We start from the raw sequence: 16,320 nt of genomic DNA on the forward strand, positions 1-16,320 counted from the left end.
GGAAAGGGCAGCGCGGTTTCCCGTGCTGCCCTTCCTGACCGGCCGCATCCCCATACGGCCCGTCCCCCGTTGTCCCTAACCGGCTCGAAAAGCGGACTGCTTTGCCGGCCAAGTGATTCGCAAGACCTACTATATCACCTCGACCGTGGTTCCGACATTGACCCGTTCATAGAGGTCGACGACGTCCTCGTTGCGCATGCGGATGCAGCCCGATGACACCGCACCGCCGATCGTCCACGGCTGGTTGGTGCCGTGGATGCGGTACTCGGTCGTGCCGAGGTAGAGCGCGCGGGCGCCAAGCGGGTTCTCCGTGCCGCCGGCAAGATAGGTCGGCAAATAGCGGCCCTTGGCGGCTTCACGCTTGATCATCTGCGCCGGCGGGCGCCAGTCCGGCCATTCGCGCTTGTTGGTGATCTTGTGCGTACCCGACCATTCGAAGCCCGGCTTGCCGGTGCCGACGCCATAGCGCCTTGCCTTGCCGTTCTTCTCGACCAGGAAGAGGAAATTCTGCGTGGTGTCGATGACGATCGTGCCCGGCTTCTGGCCTCCGTCATAGTCGACTTCCTGCGGCAGGTAGATCGGGTTGATCTGAGGACGCGCGACCATGCGCTTGGCCGGCGGCTGCACCGCCGCCGCCGTCTGCACCCGGTCGGGCTGCGCCGGGCGCAGGCGCCGCTGTTGCTGGACGACCTGGCGGTTCTGGCGCACGATGCCGGGTGCCTGGCCAAGCTGCAGCACCCAGGGTGCGGAAAGGTCGGGGCTCACCATCACCGGCGGCCTGTCGGCATAGCGGTCGCCGGCGGTTGAGGGTGTGACGCCGGCGGCAAACACAGCCACGGCGCCGAGCACGGGAAACAGAACTGTCTTCATCGTAACGCACCTTGATCGTCTGATACAAAACGGGTGGAAACGTCCTCCCGGTTCGGCGATCATTGGCGCGCAAGCAGCAACCGAAACATGAATCGGAATGCGTAAAATGCGGAACTGTCGGTAAACCTTTTGGTGTGGTTACCGCCGGGTTCAGGAATCTGGTAAAGCCGCAGTAAATGCCGCGCAAAAGCGCGTTAACGAACGGATTTTGGCTTATGGACAAGGAAAACACCGGACTGCTCGCCGGTCCCGATGGTGTCGCGCGCTGCTTCTGGCACGGCAATCTGCCCGACTATCTGCACTACCACGATCATGAATGGGGCCGGCCTGTGGCCGACGACCGCAGGCTGTTCGAAAAGATCTGCCTCGAAGGCTTTCAGTCTGGCCTGTCGTGGCTGACCATTCTGCGCAAGCGGGAGAATTTTCGCGAAGCCTTCGCCAATTTCGAATTCGACAAGGTCGCCGCCTTCACCGACAAGGATGTCGAGCGCCTGCTCGGCAATGCCGGCATCATCCGCCATCGCGGCAAGATCGTCTCGACCATCAACAACGCCAAGCGCGCCCGCGAAATGGCCGACGAGTTCGGCTCGCTGGCCGCCTGGTTCTGGAAGTTCGAACCCGGCAAGGAGGAGCGGCCGCAGATCGTCGATCTCGCCCATCTGCGCGCCAACCCGACCACGGCGGTCTCGGTGCGGATTTCGAAGGAGTTGAAGAAACGCGGCTGGAGCTTCGTGGGGCCGACCACTGTCTACGCCTTCATGCAGGCGATGGGCCTGGTCAACGACCATCTCGAGGGCTGCATCTGCCGCAAAGAGGTCGAGAAGCAGCGGAAGGCGTTCAAAAGGCCGAAGTAGCCCCTCTACTTCCGGTAAAGCGAGTAATTTCAGGTGCCGTTGGCGCTGGCCAGCACCAGGCCGGCGACGATCGCCACCACCGTGGCCACGGTCGGATAGATCACCAGCAGGCCGGTCATCAACGCGTCGCGCATGGATGGGCCTTTGCCGGTGTCGGCCGGCACTTCGAACGGGCCGGCAGCCTGGCTGACCATTTTCGGAGCGTGGATGTCGGCCGGGCGCAAGCGCGCGGGCAATTCGCCGGCTTCGCCATCAATAGCGTAAAATCTTGCTGTGCTGACCATGGCCCCGAGCCCTCATTTACCCCGCCTTATCGGCGACGATTGTGTCGGCACGATGCCGCACCCGTGTCGGGATTGTTTCATTTTCGATGCGGTTTTGTTTCACGGAGGTTCGAGCGTGGTGCTGGGTGCCGACCCTTGCCGCTCCCGGCTGCATCAGTTAGGAAACGCGCGCTGCCGAATAGGAAATTTCCTATCCCGCAACGCCACGAAACACCGGATGCTCACTCATGGCCGACAAATCGGAAAAGACGAAAGCGCGGCTGCCGCGCGGTTTTGCCGACCGCAGCGCCGAGGATATCCGCGCCGTCGAGAAGATGATGGCGACGATCCGCTCGGTCTATGAGCTTTACGGCTTCGAACCGGCAGACCAGCCGCTGATCGAATACACCGACGCGCTCGGAAAATTCCTGCCCGACCAGGACCGGCCGAACGAAGGCGTGTTCTCCTTCCAGGATGACGACGACCAGTGGCTGTCGCTGCGCTATGACCTGACCGCGCCGACGGCCCGTTTCGTCGCCGAGAATTACGAGCGCCTGCCCAAGCCTTACCGCAGCTATCGCTCCGGCTGGGTGTTCCGCAACGAGAAGCCAGGCCCCGGCCGCTTCCGCCAGTTCATGCAGTTCGACGCCGACACGATCGGTACGCCGGGCGTGGCCGCCGACGCCGAAATGGCGATGATGATGGCCGACGTCATGGAAGCGCTCGGCATCAAGCGCGGCGACTACGTCATTCGCGTCAACAACCGCAAGGTTCTGGATGGCGTGCTGGAGGCGATCGGGCTTGGCGGCGAGGAGAATGCCGGACGAAGGCTGACGGTGCTGCGCGCGATCGACAAACTGGACAAGCTCGGGCCGGAAGGCGTGAAGCTTTTGCTTGGCCCGGGCCGCTGGGACGGTGGCAAGGAAGGCGAAGGCGACTTCGCCAAGGGCGCCGGGTTGAATAACGGGCAGGCCGAGGCAGTCCTTCTCGCGACAGCGAGGAATGCACAGGTAGGCCAGGATTCCATGGTCAGTTCGAATGCCATCTACCAGGAAGGCGTCGGCGAACTCGCCACGATTGAAGCGCTGGTCAGGGCGGCAGGATATGGCGAGGACCGTATCGCCATGGACCGCTCGGTCGTGCGCGGCCTCGAATACTACACCGGCCCTGTCTTCGAAGCCGAGCTGCTGGCCGAAATCCCCAACGAGGACGGCCAGATCGTGCGCTTCGGCTCGGTCGGTGGCGGCGGTCGCTATGATGGTCTGGTTTCGCGCTTTCGCGGCGAGCCGGTGCCGGCGACCGGCTTTTCCATTGGCGTCTCCAGGCTGATGACGGCGCTGAAGAACCTCGGCAAGCTCGACGCCTCGGATGTGATCGCACCTGTCGTCGTGCTGGTGATGGACAAGGACACCGACAGTCTCGGCCGCTACCAGAAGATGGTGGCGAGCCTGCGCGCCGCTGGCATCCGGTCCGAAATGTATCTCGGCGGCGCCGGCATGAAGGCGCAGCTCAAATATGCCGACCGGCGCGGCTGCCCGGTCGCGATCATCCAGGGCGGCGACGAGCGCGCCAAGGGCGAACTGCAGATCAAGGACCTGATCGAAGGCGCCCGCATGTCGGCCGAAATCACAGACAATGCCGAATGGCGCGCCGTCCGCCCGGCGCAGGTGACGGTGGCGGAGGGCGAGCTGGTCTCCGAGGTTAGGAAGATCCTGGGGGCGCAGGCTGCTGATCGCGCGAAAGGTGGCGCTTGAACACCCCCCTCTGGCCTGCCGGCCATCTCCCCCGCAAGGGGGGAGATTGGATGTCACGTGGGCTTTCGCCAATCTCCAGCGTTGAAGAAGAGGCGCTGAGCCTCAAGCTGCCGATCTCCCTCCTTGCGGGGGAGATGGCCGGCAGGCCAGAGGGGGGTGCCTCGCGCCCATCCGCTCCATGACCTCCCGCACCCCCGCCATCTCCACCGACATCACCAACCTCTTCGCCACCCGCAACACGCATGCGGTCGAAGTCGCCATATTGCAGCCGGCCGACCCGTTCCTTGACATGGCCGGCGAGGATCTACGCCGCCGTATCTTCCTGACCGAAAGCGAAACCGGGCAGACATTGTGCCTGCGGCCGGAATTCACCATTCCGGTCTGCCTCGACCACATAAGCTCGCAGGCCGGCACGCCGCGACGCTATTCTTACCTGGGCGAGGTGTTTCGCCAGCGCCGCGAAGGCGGCAACGAGTTCTTCCAGGCCGGCATCGAGGATCTTGGCGACCGCGATACCGCTGGAGCCGATGCCCGCTCGGTGGCCGATGCGCATGCGCTGCTGTCGCTGGTGCTGCCTGGCCAGGCATTGGCGATCACGCTCGGCGATCAGACTATTTTCGAGGCGGTTCTGGCTGCCCTTGGCTTGCCGCGCGGCTGGCGCATGCGCCTTGCCCGTGCGTTCGGCTCGGCGCCGATGCTTGAGGCGGCTCTCGCCGATCTCGCCAACCCGCCGCGCAACAGCCAGCTCTCCGGCCCGGTCGCGGCCCTTGTGCTAGACGGTGATCTGGACGGTCTTTCCGCCCATATCGCCAGCGGCATGGAAGAGGCGGGCCTGTCGGCGTCCGCCGGGCGCGCGCCGTCCGACATTGCCCGGCGGCTGATCGAGAAAGCCGAATTGCGCAGCGTTCGGCTGTCGAGCGAGGCCTTTTCCGCGCTGAAGGATTTTCTGGCGATCGACGTTCCGCTTGATGGCGCAACCCAGGCGCTGGAGTCCTTCGCCACCGGCGCCGGGCTGTCGCTCGATGTCGCGCTGGAAAAGTTCGCTGCCCGCGCCAAGGCGATCGAAACGTATGGCTTGCCGGCCGATAAAATCCGCTACGACGCCGCCTTCGGCCGCCCGCTCGATTACTACACCGGTCTTGTTTTCGAAATCGCGGCCGACAATGGCGACCGGCCGCTGGTCGGCGGCGGCCGCTATGACCGGCTGCTGACCCTGCTTGGCGCGAAGACGCCTATCCCCGGCGTAGGCTTTTCGGTCTGGCTCGATCGCATCGAGGCACTGCGGGAGACGGCGCCATGATCACGCTGGCGATCCCGTCGAAAGGCCGCCTGAAAGAACAGGCGCTGGACGTGCTGGCCAAAGCCGGCCTCGCCGTCAGCCTGCCAGGCGACGAGCGCAAGTACCACGCCCGCGTCGAGGGTCTGGATGATGTCGAAGTGGTGTTCCTGTCGGCTTCCGAAATATCAGGCGAGATCGGCCAGGGCGCCGTCGATCTCGGCATCACCGGCGAGGACCTGGTGCGTGAAAACCTCGCCGACTGGGAGGCGCGCGCCGAAATCGTCGCCCGTCTCGGCTTCGGCAATGCCGATGTCGTGGTGGCTGTGCCGGATATCTGGCTCGATGTCGACACCATGGCCGATCTCGACGACGTCGCCGCCGATTTTCGCCAGCGCCATGGCCGGCGGCTGCGCATCGCCACCAAATACTGGCGGCTGACCCAGCAATTCTTCTCGCAGAAGCACGGCATCCAGGTTTATCGTATCGTCGAGAGCCTAGGGGCTACCGAAGGCGCGCCGGCGGCCGGTCTGGCCGATGTCATCGTCGACATCACGACCACCGGCTCGACGCTGCGCGCCAATCATCTCAAAGTGCTGGGCGATGGCCTTGTCCTGCGCTCGCAGGCATGTCTGGTGGCGTCGAAGAAGACACGGGCGGCGGCTGATGAGGCGCTCTTGCGCGACATTGCCGCGAAGATGGCGGCTGCGGCCGGATAGCGGCGGGGCCCACTACCCTTAGGGCCCCGACCCAGCTTAAGAACCCTGACGGCCGCCCAGCGGTGTCGGTAGCGTTTGCGCCGAGGTTTTCATGTTGATAGGAATTTTTTCTTGACCCGTGAGGGCAGCTATGCTACATTTTTGCCCATGGTGCTGATTTGCGCCAGCGACCCGCCGCCCAGGCGGGTTTTTGCGTTTTGGGGCTTCGTCAACCAACGCGAAGCTCCGAAGCATCGTTGACCTGCCACGACGATCGGCGGGTTTTCACCACCCCCTCAGGCTGATAGGTTCGGCCAATGCATGTCGCCCAAAAGTGATCTCGGTTTTGGGAGAACGACATGCCTAAAAACAAGGACCTAAAGCGCGTCGCATGATTCCGTTTCAGCGCGACACGCTTTAGTCCCGGGAGGAGAGAGCGATGCCGGTCAATCTCGACGAGCTGAAGAACGCCAGCAATTTGCGCGGACGCGGCGCGCGTGCTGGCGGTGTCTTCGTGGCACCCGTCGACAACAGGGCGCATGTCTCTGGCGAACGCAGCGTGCCGCTGCTCGACAAGACCATCCCCGCGCTGTTTTCCGACACCGTCAGCAAATACGGCACGCTCGACGCCGCCGTTTTCGTTGATCAGGACAAGCGCTTCACCTGGAGCGAACTGTCGGACACAGTGGACGCGCTGGCTGCCGGCTTCCTGGCACTGGGGTTGGCAAAGGGCGATCGCGTCGGCATCTGGTCGCCCAACCGCTGGGAATGGCTGGTGACGCAGTTCGCCACCGCCCGCATCGGCCTGATCCTGGTCAACATCAACCCCGCCTATCGGTTGACCGAGCTCGACTATGCGCTGAACAAGGTCGGCTGCAAGGCGCTGGTCACCGCTGCCAGGTTCAAGACGTCAGACTATCTCGGCATGATCGAGACGCTGGCACCCGAGATCGCCAAGGCCACACCGGGCAAGCTCAAGGCACAGAAACTGCCGGCGCTGAAGATCGTCATCCGCATGGGCGACGAGAATTCGCCCGGCATGTTCAATTTCGGCGACGTGCTGGCCATGGCCGGGCGTGACGAGCATGACAGCCTCGACCGCATCTCGGAGAAGCTGAAGCCGGGCGAGGCCATCAACATCCAGTTCACCTCAGGCACCACGGGAGCCCCCAAGGGCGCGACGCTGACCCACAGCAACATCGTCAACAACGGCAATTTCGTCACTTCGGCGATCAAGCTGACCGTCGACGACCGGCTGTGCATTCCGGTGCCGCTCTACCACTGCTTCGGCATGTCGATGGGCACGATGGGTTGCGTCTCGAAAGGCGCCACCATGGTTTTTCCGGGAGAAGGGTTCGACGCCGGCGCCACACTGAAGGCGGTGGCGCAGGAACGCTGCACCGGGCTTTATGGCGTGCCGACCATGTTCGTCGCCCTGCTGGATCATCCGGATTTTTCCGCCTTCGATCTCTCCAGCCTGCGCACCGGCATCATGGCCGGCTCGCCATGCCCGATCGAGGTGATGAAGAAGGTGGTGTCGCTGATGCATATGGAACAGGTGACCATCGCCTACGGCATGACCGAGACCAGCCCGGTCTCGTTCCAGAGCGGCGTCGACGACCCCTTGGAAAAGCGCGTCTCGACCGTCGGGCGCATCCATCCCCATGTCGAGGTAAAGGCGGTCGATGCCGATGGCGCTACCGTTGCGGTCGGCGTACCGGGTGAGCTTTGCACGCGCGGATATTCGGTGATGAAGGGTTACTGGGACGACGAAGACAAGACCCGCGAGGCGATCGACAGCGACGGCTGGATGTGCACCGGCGACCTCGCCACCATCGATTCCGAGGGTTATTGCAACATCGTCGGCCGGGTCAAGGATATGGTCATCCGCGGTGGCGAGAACGTCTATCCCAGGGAGGTCGAGGAATTCCTCTACCGCCATCCAAAGGTCAAGGAGGTGCAGGTGTTCGGCATTCCCGACGCCAAATATGGCGAGGAGCTGTGCGCGTGGATCGTGCTCAAGCCCGGCCAGATCGCCACCGAGCAGGAGGTCAAGAACTTCTGCGCCGGCCAGATCGCCCATTACAAGATCCCCCGCCACATACGCTTCCGCACCGAATTGCCGATGACGGTGACCGGCAAGCCGCAAAAGTTCTTGATGCGCGAGGCCATGGTGGAGGAACTGGGGCTGGTGGCGCAGAAGACGGCGTGAGCGAAGGCGGCGCTTCGGTTTGTCCGGCGCGCTGGGTGCGGTCAGGTCGCGATCCTGCTGCATCATTTGGAGCGCGTTGTTTGTGAGGGGGCGAACGCCGGCCGTCGGGCCTGCCGGATGTTTTCCAAGGCGCTCCACACTCCACATGGGGTTTTCCGCAAGGTTCGCAGAAGCGCATAGGGGCTTGAATGGTTGGTTTCAAACGATCGGTGGTTTCTTATGCGTTGCCCTTGGCCGCCTTGGTGATGGCTGTTGCAGTCAGGGCAGGCGGGCTGTCGGCGGACGAAGGTTCGCTGAGCGCCAGGATACTCGTCGGAGCGCTTTCGAGTGCGATTATGTTCACCACCATTTTCGTGGTGCTCGACCACGCCGAGGCGGTGGCCCGGCGTGTAGGAGAGCCCTATGGCACATTGGTGCTGACTTTTGCCGTGACGGCAATCGAGGTGTCGATCATCGTTTCCATGATGCTGCATGGAGAGAACAACCCTACGCTTGCACGTGAGTCCGTCTTCTCAACGGTGATGATTGCATCTACCGGCGTCGTCGGCACGTGTCTTGCGCTCGGCGGCTGGCGTCATCGCAAGCAGGCAATTGTTCGACAAGGGACCAGCGCATATTTGGCGGTTCTGATCGCGCTGACCATCATGACGCTTATTCTGCCGACCTACACACAAGCTACGGGGCCGGGCACATTTTCGGCAGCTCAACTTGGCTTTGTGAGCGTGCTTTCGGTGCTGCTTTATGCAAGTTTTGTGTTCGCGCAGACTGTCCGCCACCGAGAAGACTTTGTCGAAGGGCAGGCCCACGGCGTTGCGCTGCGGACTGCCCCTCACGAAAGCGTCTTTGCCGGCGCATTGCTGCTTTTGATCGGGCTGATTGGCATTGTCATGCTCGCCGAGCAGGTCGCCGCAAGTGTTGAAAATACGCTCGTTGCCTATCAGGTGACACAGGCTGACAGCATTGTGGGGGCATTGATCGCCGGGCTGGTTTTGATGCCGGAGGCCATTTCGGCGGTTCGCGCTTCACTCAACAATGAGCTGCAACGCGGTTTGAATGTCGCGATGGGTTCCGCTTGTGCCACGATTGGTTTGACAATACCGGCGGTCGCAGCCGCCAGCCTGCTGACGGGAAGAGGGTTAACCCTGGGGCTGCCGGCTGCTGATGCGGTCCTTTTGGTCTTGGCGCTTTTCATATGCAATGTAAGCTTCAGCACTGAAAGAACGACGTTCTTGACCGGAATGGTCCATCTTGTAGTATTTTTTACTTATGTATTTCTGATATTTATACCATGAGAGCTTTGGTGCAAGCGAAGCGCCAAGGGGGCGGTATCCTTCGTTACCTCACGCCGTGGATTTGAGGTGGTCGATGAAGGCGCGCAGCTTCGGCAGGATCTGGCGCTTGCCGGGATGGTAGAGGAAGACGCCCGGCGTCGTGGCGGCGATGGTGTCTAGGACCGGCTCGAGTTTTCCCTGGCCTATCGGACCTTCGGCGACGGGTCGGGGGATCTGCGCCAGCCCAATGCCCTGCATCGCGGCCCCGAGCAGCGTCGGATAGTCGTGCGCGATCAGCGGGCCTGAGACCATCGCCTCGATCTCCCCGTTGCCGTCGACGAAAGACCAGGGCGCGATGGCGCCGTTCGAACGGCGCAAGCGCAGGCAGGCGTGGCGGCACAAGTCGTCGACGTGCTCGGGGTAGCCATGGCGCTCGAGATAGTCCGGACTGCCGACGACCACGAACGGGAACGACGGCGTCAGCCGCACCGCGACCATGTCGGGCGCGATGAACTGGCCGAGGCGGATGCCGGCATCGAACCCGCCGGTCGCAAGATCGACCATCTCGTCACTCGCGGCGATCTCCAGCTCGACCTCGGGATAGGTTCGGCAGAACGATGCGATCATCGGCTCCAGGATCAACGGCACGACGGCGCGGGGGACGGACAGGCGTAGCAGCCCGGTCGGCCGTTGGCCGACATCGCGCGCGGCCTCGCCTGCCGCGACGAGCTCCTCGAAGGCAGGTCCGGCAAGATCGAGGAACCGCTGGCCAGCCTCGGTCAAACCGACGCTTCGCGTCGTGCGCACGAACAGCGCCGCACCCGTGCGGGCTTCCAGCGTGCGCACCGCCTGGCTCACGGCGGACGGCGTCACGCCGAGATCGGCGGCGGCACGGCGAAAGTTGCGGCGCCTGGCAACCGCCAGGAAGGTCTCGACCCCCTCCAGCGCACCGTGCCGGACTGTGTAGTTCTGCTTCATAGGTTGTTGTGATTACCCCGGGTAGTCGAATTATGGAAGCAGGCTTAGAGGTAACCGACTGAAGCTGGGGCCGCGTGAACCGGCTGCTGACAGGAGGCCAAATGTCCACGGAAATGGTGTTCCAGACCCATCTCGTTCTAGGCTACGTCGCGTGGCTGCTCTGCTTCGGCGCATACGGCCTCCCATGGCTGAGCTCGCTGGACCGGGTCGCGGCGCAACGTGCCATCGCCACCCTGCACAGCTTGCGTTTCTTCGGGCTCGTGTTCATCCTGCCGGGCGTCGTAAGCCCCGATCTGCCGGCCGGTTTCGCCGTGTTCGCCGCCTACGGCGACTTCGCAACAGGGGTACTGGCCATGCTGGCGCTGCTCACGGTGAGGCTACCCCGGCTCTTCTGGCCGTTGATCGTCGCCTTCAACATCGTCGGGACGGTCGAGCTCGTCGTCGATTATTACCACGCCATCCAGGTCGGCCTCCCTGCACATGCGGAGCAACTGGGCGCCGCCTACGCGATCCCGATCATCTATGTACCGCTGCTGATGATCACGCACATCGCCGCATTCTATTTTCTGCTACGCCCTCCGAAGGTCCGGATCCTAACGACGACCGCCCCGGCTGTGCTTTGACGGCAAGAGTATACCCCAAAGAAAAAGGCGCGGGCTTGGCCCGCGCCTTTGTTCTGTCCAGGCTTTCGAAGCTCAGTCCTTCTCGAAGATGCGCGCCTTGGCGACGACGCCGGCGATGGCGCCGCCGATCAACGGTGCGACGATGAACAGCCAGAGCTGGCCGATCGCGGCAGTGCCCGAAAACAGCGCCGGGCCGATCGAGCGGGCCGGATTGAGCGACGTGCCGGTCACCGGGATGATGGCGAAATGCAACCCCGCCAGCGTCAGGCCGATGACCAGCCCGGCGAACGCCGTCGAGTGCTTTTCAGCGGTGACACCCAGGATCACGGTGACGAAGGTGAAGGTGCCGATCACTTCCCACAGAAATGCCGAGCTGACGCCCCATTTCGTCACATCCCAGCCATTGGCGCCGAAGCCGGTCGTGTGTCCGCCAACCTGGCCGGAAACGATGATCCACAACGCCAGCGAAGCAAGGACGCCGCCGATGACCTGCGCGATCCAGTAGGGGATGACGTCCTTGGCCGGCAGCCGGCCCGCCAGAAAGACACCGAGCGTCACCGCCGGGTTGAGATGCGCGCCCGAAATCGGGCCGATCGCATAGGCCGCCGCGATGAGGCCGATGCCGAACGCCAGACCGATGCCTTCCTGGCCGAGAGGCAGCGCGCCGCCGAAGCCGCCCGTCACCACAGAAGCCGTACCGATGAACACCAATAGAAATGTGCCTAGAACTTCCGCCAGATAAGTCTTCATTGCCCTCTCCTCGTGTCAATCCGCCGGTCCGCCTTTTGCGCTCCGCGAATCACAACCGGAAGAGTATTCGCAACCAGAAAAGTTGGAAAGCAGAGCGGTTGTGCAGGCCGACCTGCTTGTGCGCGCCGGTTGCGCGCTCTAGAGCAGGGCCGGAATAATTTTCTGCGTGACGGAACAAGACCATGCGATTGGGCGGACGGCTGGCTGCGGCCATCGAAGTGCTGGAAGACATCGGCCGGCGCCACCGGCCGGTGGCGGACGCGCTGAAGGATTGGGGCCTGTCGCATCGCTTCGCCGGCGGCGGCGACCGTGCGGCGATCGGCAACATCGTCTATGACGCCTTGCGCCACAAGCGTTCCGCCGGCTGGCTGCTGGGGCAGGACACGCCGCGCGCCATCGGCTTCGGCGCGCTGCTGCTCGAATGGGGCCAGACGGCACAATCGCTCAACGAGGCGCTTGATGGCGACAAGTTCGCACCGCCGCTGCTGACCGCCGCCGAGCTTCAGGCCATCGCCGACCATCGGCTCGCCGACGCGCCGGACGCGGTGCGGGCGGATGTTCCCGACTGGTGCGCGCCGCTTTTCGAGCGAGCCTTTGGCTCGACCTGGGCCGACGAGGGCGCGGCGCTGGCAACGCGCCCGCCGCTCGACCTCAGGGTCAACACCTTGCAGGCCAACCGCGACAAGGTGCTGGCCGAACTGACGGGAACTGGCGCGAAACCCTCGGCAATCGCGCCACACGGCATCCGCATCCCGCCGATCGACGGCGACGGCCGGCACCCGAACGTGCAGGCCGAGCCGGCTTTCCAGAAGGGCTGGTTCGAGGTCCAGGACGAAGGCTCGCAGATCGCGGCCGCCCTTGCCGGGGCCGAAGCCGGCATGCAGGTGCTGGATTTCTGCGCCGGCGCCGGCGGCAAGACGCTGGCACTGTCGGCTTCGATGGAAAATCGTGGCCAGATCTTTGCCCATGATGTGGAGAAAGCACGGCTGGCACCGATCTTCGACCGCATCCGTCGTTCGGAAAACCGCAATGTGCAGGTGGTCACCAAACCCACAGAACTCGCGCCGCTCGGCAACCACATGGACATCGTGCTGGTCGACGCCCCATGCACCGGCAGCGGCACCTGGCGCCGCCGTCCCGACGCCAAATGGCGGCTGACGCAGAGACAGCTCGATGCCCGCAAGGGCGAGCAGTCGGCGATCCTCGATGCGGCCAAAGCCTATGTCAAACCGGGCGGCCTGCTGGTCTACATCACCTGCTCGGTGTTTGATGAGGAAAACGGTGAGCAGATCGCGGCCTTTCGGGACCGTAACAGCGGTTATGTTCCCGTCGACCACCGCAAGCTCTGGGACAGCCGTTTTCCCGGCCATGAGGCAGCCGCACGCATCGGCGCCAAAGGCGACATCTCGCTGTCGCCGGCGCTCAGCGGCACCGATGGGTTTTATCTCTGTGCGTTACGCAGATCGGCCTGAATCCAATTCCTGACGGATGCGCGGCGCCGGCCGGCATGCCAGGTCGATTGTGCAGTGCAGCAAAAGCATTTGCCTGCCGTCCATGCCTCTGCAATAAGCTATCCGCGTAAAGGAAGCAGCGGCAATGGCAGCAAAGATCGTACCCGCCCCGGACTATGAGGATCGCGTCAGGACATCCTTCGCGCGCCAGAAGGCGATGGCCACGATCGGCGCCGAACTGACGCTGGTGACCCCCGGCATCATCGAGATCGAGATGCCCTATTCGGCGGCACTCACTCAGCAGCATGGCTTTCTCCATGCCGGCGTCATTTCGACGGCGCTGGACTCGGCCTGCGGCTATGCCGCCTTTTCGCTGATGCCGGAAAATTCCGGCGTGCTGACCATCGAGTTCAAGGTCAACCTTCTGGCGCCGGGCAGGGGCGAGCGCTTCCTGTTCCGCGGCTCGGTGACCAAGCCAGGCCGCACCATCATCGTCGCCGACGGCCAAGCCTACGCCTTCGCCGCCGACGGCGAGGCCAAGCTGATCGCCACCATGACCGGCACCATGATGACCGTGGTCGGGCGTGATGGCATAGAAGGGTGAGTGGCCGGTTCGCCGCAGGCGAATCCATCGTGCCGGTGGCACGATGGAAGGCCACGAACGCCGGGAGCTGCCGGAGGCAGCGGGTCCCGGCGAGCGGCGGTGCAGATAAGCAGATGATCCGGCGGAGAGGAGCAAATCATCATGACCGGTAAAGTGTCGCGCCTGTCGGGCAAGGACGTCCTCTTCGTCATGGCGGCGCAAGCCGAATACGGCCCGCACCTCAAGCAGCTGTTCACGCCATTGATGACCGGTGTCGGTCCGGTCGAGGCCGGCGTCAGGCTGGGTGCGGAACTCTCCTGGCTGAAATCGCAAAAAGCACTGCCGGATCTCGTTGTTTCGCTCGGCTCAGCCGGCAGTCGGACGCTGGAGCAGACGGAGATCTACCAGGCGGTTTCGGTCAGCTACCGTGACATCGACGCTTCGCCGCTCGGCTTCGAAAAGGGTGCGACACCCTTCCTCGACCTGCCGGTAACCGTGCCATTGCCCTTCAAGATACCGGAGATCAGGCAGGCGACCCTGTCGACCGGCGCAGCGATCATCACCGGCGCGGCCTATGATGCTGTTAGCGCCGACATGGTCGACATGGAGACCTTCGCCTGCCTGCGCGCCTGCCAACTGTTCGACATTCCGCTGATCGGTCTGCGCGGCATTTCCGACGGGGCGGCGGATCTGCGGCATGTCGGCGACTGGACCGAATATCTTGAAGTCATCGACGAGAAGCTGGCGGACGCCGTCATGCGGCTCGAACGGGCGATCGGCGACGGCGCCCTTCGGACGGAACCATCCCATGAAGATGCCAGACCAGCCTGAAAGTCGGGCTACGCAACCCATTGCGCCGACTCGTTTCTTTCTCTAAACGCTCGCCATGAAAACAGCCAATCATCCCGACACCGTCCTGATTGTCGATTTCGGCAGCCAGTTCACCCAGCTCATCGCCCGCCGCATCCGCGAGGCCGGCGTGTTTTCCGAGATCGTGCCGTTCCAGTCGGCCGAAGCGGCATTCAAGCGCATCAATCCGAAGGCCGTCATTCTGTCCGGCGGTCCGGCTTCGACCGGCGATATAGGCAGCCCGCGCGCGCCGCAGATCGTCTTCGATTCCGGCGTGCCGGTGCTTGGCATCTGTTACGGCCAGATGGCCATGTGCGTGCAGATGGGCGGCGTTGCCGAAAGCTCCGACCATCGCGAGTTCGGCCGCGCCTTCGTCGAGATCCAAAAGGACAGCCCGCTGTTCGAGGGCCTGTGGGCACCCGGCCAGCGCCACCAGGTGTGGATGAGCCATGGCGACCGCGTCATCTCCTTGCCCAAGGGCTTCGAAGTGTTCGGCAAGTCGGAAGGCTCGCCCTTCGCCATCTTCGGCAGCATCGAGCGCAAGATGTACGGCATCATGTTCCACCCCGAGGTGGTGCATACGCCCGACGGCGCCCGGCTGCTGCGCAACTTCGTCCACAACATCGCCGGCATCGAGGGCGACTGGACCATGCGCGCCTACCGCGAGCACGCGGTCGAGACGATCCGCAAGCAGGTCGGCAAGGGCAAGGTCATCTGCGCGCTGTCGGGCGGCGTCGATTCCTCCGTTGCGGCGCTGTTGATCCACGAAGCGGTCGGCGACCAGCTGACCTGCATCCTTGTCGACCACGGCCTGATGCGCAAGGACGAGGCCGCGGGCGTGGTGGCGATGTTCCGCGAACACTACAATTTACCGCTCATTCTGGTGAACGCGTCGGACCGTTTCATCGACGCCCTCGAGGGCGAGTCGGACCCGGAGAAAAAACGCAAGACCATCGGCCGGCTGTTCATCGAGGTGTTCGAGGAAGAGGCCAAGAAACTCGGCGGCGCCGAATTCCTGGCGCAGGGCACGCTCTATCCCGACGTCATTGAAAGCGTCTCCTTCACCGGCGGCCCGTCGGTGACGATCAAGTCGCACCACAATGTCGGCGGCCTGCCCGCGCGCATGAACATGCAGCTTGTCGAGCCGCTGCGCGAGCTGTTCAAGGATGAGGTCAGGGCGCTAGGCAAGGAGCTTGGCCTGCCCGAAAGCTTCATCGGCCGGCACCCGTTCCCAGGCCCGGGTCTTGCCATCCGTTGCCCCGGCGGCATCACCCGCGAAAAGCTGGAGATCCTGCGCGAGGCCGACGCCATCTATCTCGACGAGATCCGCAAGGCCGGCCTCTACGACGCCATCTGGCAGGCCTTCGCCGTGCTGTTGCCGGTGCAGACGGTCGGCGTGATGGGCGATGGCCGCACCTACGAGTTCGTCTGCGCGCTGCGTGCCGTCACCTCGGTCGACGGCATGACGGCGGATTTCTACCACTACGACATGGCCTTCCTCGCCGCCGCCGCCACCCGCATCATCAACGAAGTCCGCGGCATCAACCGCGTCGTCTACGACGTGACGTCGAAGCCGCCGGGAACAATCGAGTGGGAGTAGGAGTTAGCGTAGTCTGGAATGCTCCGGCGTAGTTTTTCGCAGAAAAAGCAACGATTTGCGGTTTATCTCATTCACTATCGACGCTGCATCAGCCGCACGTCCTACCGTCAGCGCAAGCCCGCATTTGTGAGATTGGGCGCCGGTGTGTCTTGAGATCGCCTCATTGGCTGACCGCAATCAGAATTCTAGAGCGTTTCATATTTTGACGGAAGCGTAGCCTGCGTTTTCGAAGTAGTTCTTGCATTCGGCTGCCTCGATGGTTTCGACGAGGTGGCCGATGTGGCGCCA

General features: G+C 63.5%; 15 protein-coding genes. 11 read left to right on the plus strand and 4 right to left on the minus strand.

Annotated elements, in window-relative coordinates; all coding sequences use genetic code 11:
* Nucleotides 1-129: 129 nt before the first annotated feature.
* Nucleotides 130-870: a L,D-transpeptidase gene (locus NKI66_RS18185; RefSeq protein ID WP_352752468.1), complete on the minus strand. Its 741-nt coding sequence runs from the start codon at nt 868-870 to the stop codon at nt 130-132.
* A gap of 215 nt (nt 871-1,085) precedes the next feature.
* Here NKI66_RS18185 and NKI66_RS18190 point away from each other — a divergent pair, with 215 nt between their 5' ends.
* A complete protein-coding gene (locus NKI66_RS18190; protein WP_023809022.1) occupies nt 1,086-1,724 on the plus strand; it encodes a DNA-3-methyladenine glycosylase I in 639 nt (212 codons plus the stop codon).
* A gap of 29 nt (nt 1,725-1,753) precedes the next feature.
* Here NKI66_RS18190 and NKI66_RS18195 read toward each other — a convergent pair whose 3' ends face one another.
* Entirely contained in the window at nt 1,754-2,008 is a 255-nt protein-coding gene (locus NKI66_RS18195) for a hypothetical protein (RefSeq protein ID WP_023809021.1), read from the minus strand.
* Between the two features lie 227 nt (nt 2,009-2,235).
* Between NKI66_RS18195 and hisS the strand changes: the two genes are divergently transcribed.
* From hisS to NKI66_RS18220, 5 genes are all read left to right on the plus strand, one after another.
* Nucleotides 2,236-3,741: a histidine--tRNA ligase gene (gene hisS, locus NKI66_RS18200; RefSeq protein ID WP_352676024.1), complete on the plus strand. Its 1,506-nt coding sequence runs from the start codon at nt 2,236-2,238 to the stop codon at nt 3,739-3,741.
* A 178-nt stretch (nt 3,742-3,919) separates the two neighbouring features.
* The gene (locus NKI66_RS18205) at nt 3,920-5,041 is read left to right on the plus strand and encodes an ATP phosphoribosyltransferase regulatory subunit (protein WP_023809019.1); all 1,122 of its coding nucleotides are present in this window, start codon (nt 3,920-3,922) and stop codon (nt 5,039-5,041) included.
* Nucleotides 5,038-5,736 (plus strand): ATP phosphoribosyltransferase, encoded by a 699-nt coding sequence (gene hisG / locus NKI66_RS18210; protein WP_023809018.1) that lies wholly within the window; start codon nt 5,038-5,040, stop codon nt 5,734-5,736. The genes NKI66_RS18205 and hisG overlap by 4 nt, the downstream gene beginning before the upstream one ends.
* Before the next feature lie 418 nt (nt 5,737-6,154).
* Nucleotides 6,155-7,927 (plus strand): AMP-binding protein, encoded by a 1,773-nt coding sequence (locus NKI66_RS18215; protein ID WP_352722346.1) that lies wholly within the window; start codon nt 6,155-6,157, stop codon nt 7,925-7,927.
* A gap of 188 nt (nt 7,928-8,115) precedes the next feature.
* Nucleotides 8,116-9,219, plus strand: coding sequence for a calcium:cation antiporter (locus tag NKI66_RS18220; protein WP_352676029.1), 1,104 nt, complete (start codon nt 8,116-8,118; stop codon nt 9,217-9,219).
* A gap of 48 nt (nt 9,220-9,267) precedes the next feature.
* Here the strand turns inward: NKI66_RS18220 and NKI66_RS18225 are convergent, their stop codons facing one another.
* Entirely contained in the window at nt 9,268-10,176 is a 909-nt protein-coding gene (locus NKI66_RS18225) for a LysR substrate-binding domain-containing protein (RefSeq protein WP_352676030.1), read from the minus strand.
* A gap of 101 nt (nt 10,177-10,277) precedes the next feature.
* Here NKI66_RS18225 and NKI66_RS18230 point away from each other — a divergent pair, with 101 nt between their 5' ends.
* Nucleotides 10,278-10,799, plus strand: coding sequence for a DUF8737 domain-containing protein (locus NKI66_RS18230; protein ID WP_352676032.1), 522 nt, complete (start codon nt 10,278-10,280; stop codon nt 10,797-10,799).
* Nucleotides 10,800-10,871: 72 nt separating this feature from the next.
* On the opposite strand, the gene NKI66_RS18235 is transcribed toward NKI66_RS18230, so the two are convergent.
* Nucleotides 10,872-11,549, minus strand: a complete 678-nt coding sequence (locus tag NKI66_RS18235; protein ID WP_013530368.1) for an MIP family channel protein — start codon at nt 11,547-11,549, stop codon at nt 10,872-10,874.
* Between the two features lie 182 nt (nt 11,550-11,731).
* Between NKI66_RS18235 and NKI66_RS18240 the strand changes: the two genes are divergently transcribed.
* The 4 genes from NKI66_RS18240 to guaA all read left to right on the plus strand — a co-directional run bounded on the left by NKI66_RS18240 (nt 11,732) and on the right by guaA (nt 16,032).
* Complete coding sequence (locus tag NKI66_RS18240; RefSeq protein WP_352723426.1) at nt 11,732-13,021, plus strand: RsmB/NOP family class I SAM-dependent RNA methyltransferase; 1,290 nt, start codon at nt 11,732-11,734, stop codon at nt 13,019-13,021.
* A gap of 124 nt (nt 13,022-13,145) precedes the next feature.
* Entirely contained in the window at nt 13,146-13,604 is a 459-nt protein-coding gene (locus tag NKI66_RS18245) for a PaaI family thioesterase (RefSeq protein ID WP_013530371.1), read from the plus strand.
* Between the two features lie 141 nt (nt 13,605-13,745).
* On the plus strand, nt 13,746-14,414 hold the full coding sequence (locus NKI66_RS18250) for a 5'-methylthioadenosine/S-adenosylhomocysteine nucleosidase (protein WP_023809009.1): 669 nt from the start codon (nt 13,746-13,748) through the stop codon (nt 14,412-14,414).
* 55 nt (nt 14,415-14,469) lie between these two features.
* The gene (gene guaA, locus NKI66_RS18255) at nt 14,470-16,032 is read left to right on the plus strand and encodes a glutamine-hydrolyzing GMP synthase (RefSeq protein WP_352440688.1); all 1,563 of its coding nucleotides are present in this window, start codon (nt 14,470-14,472) and stop codon (nt 16,030-16,032) included.
* Nucleotides 16,033-16,320 lie beyond the last annotated feature (288 nt).

Source organism: Mesorhizobium sp. M0518 (assembly GCF_040321125.1).
GTDB lineage: Bacteria > Pseudomonadota > Alphaproteobacteria > Rhizobiales > Rhizobiaceae > Mesorhizobium.

Bases quoted from the DNA above. Each gene is read 5' to 3' on its own strand.
- NKI66_RS18250 (WP_023809009.1), top strand. From the start codon at position 13,746: ATGACCGGTAAAGTGTCGCGCCTGTCGGGCAAGGACGTCCTCTTCGTC.
- NKI66_RS18240 (WP_352723426.1), top strand. From the start codon at position 11,732: ATGCGATTGGGCGGACGGCTGGCTGCGGCCATCGAAGTGCTGGAAGAC.
- NKI66_RS18215 (WP_352722346.1), top strand. From the start codon at position 6,155: ATGCCGGTCAATCTCGACGAGCTGAAGAACGCCAGCAATTTGCGCGGA.
- NKI66_RS18185 (WP_352752468.1), bottom strand. From the start codon at position 870: ATGAAGACAGTTCTGTTTCCCGTGCTCGGCGCCGTGGCTGTGTTTGCC.
- NKI66_RS18235 (WP_013530368.1), bottom strand. From the start codon at position 11,549: ATGAAGACTTATCTGGCGGAAGTTCTAGGCACATTTCTATTGGTGTTC.
- NKI66_RS18205 (WP_023809019.1), top strand. From the start codon at position 3,920: ATGACCTCCCGCACCCCCGCCATCTCCACCGACATCACCAACCTCTTC.
- NKI66_RS18230 (WP_352676032.1), top strand. From the start codon at position 10,278: ATGTCCACGGAAATGGTGTTCCAGACCCATCTCGTTCTAGGCTACGTC.
- NKI66_RS18195 (WP_023809021.1), bottom strand. From the start codon at position 2,008: ATGGTCAGCACAGCAAGATTTTACGCTATTGATGGCGAAGCCGGCGAA.
- NKI66_RS18220 (WP_352676029.1), top strand. From the start codon at position 8,116: ATGGTTGGTTTCAAACGATCGGTGGTTTCTTATGCGTTGCCCTTGGCC.
- hisS (WP_352676024.1), top strand. From the start codon at position 2,236: ATGGCCGACAAATCGGAAAAGACGAAAGCGCGGCTGCCGCGCGGTTTT.
- hisG (WP_023809018.1), top strand. From the start codon at position 5,038: ATGATCACGCTGGCGATCCCGTCGAAAGGCCGCCTGAAAGAACAGGCG.
- NKI66_RS18225 (WP_352676030.1), bottom strand. From the start codon at position 10,176: ATGAAGCAGAACTACACAGTCCGGCACGGTGCGCTGGAGGGGGTCGAG.
- NKI66_RS18245 (WP_013530371.1), top strand. From the start codon at position 13,146: ATGGCAGCAAAGATCGTACCCGCCCCGGACTATGAGGATCGCGTCAGG.
- guaA (WP_352440688.1), top strand. From the start codon at position 14,470: ATGAAAACAGCCAATCATCCCGACACCGTCCTGATTGTCGATTTCGGC.
- NKI66_RS18190 (WP_023809022.1), top strand. From the start codon at position 1,086: ATGGACAAGGAAAACACCGGACTGCTCGCCGGTCCCGATGGTGTCGCG.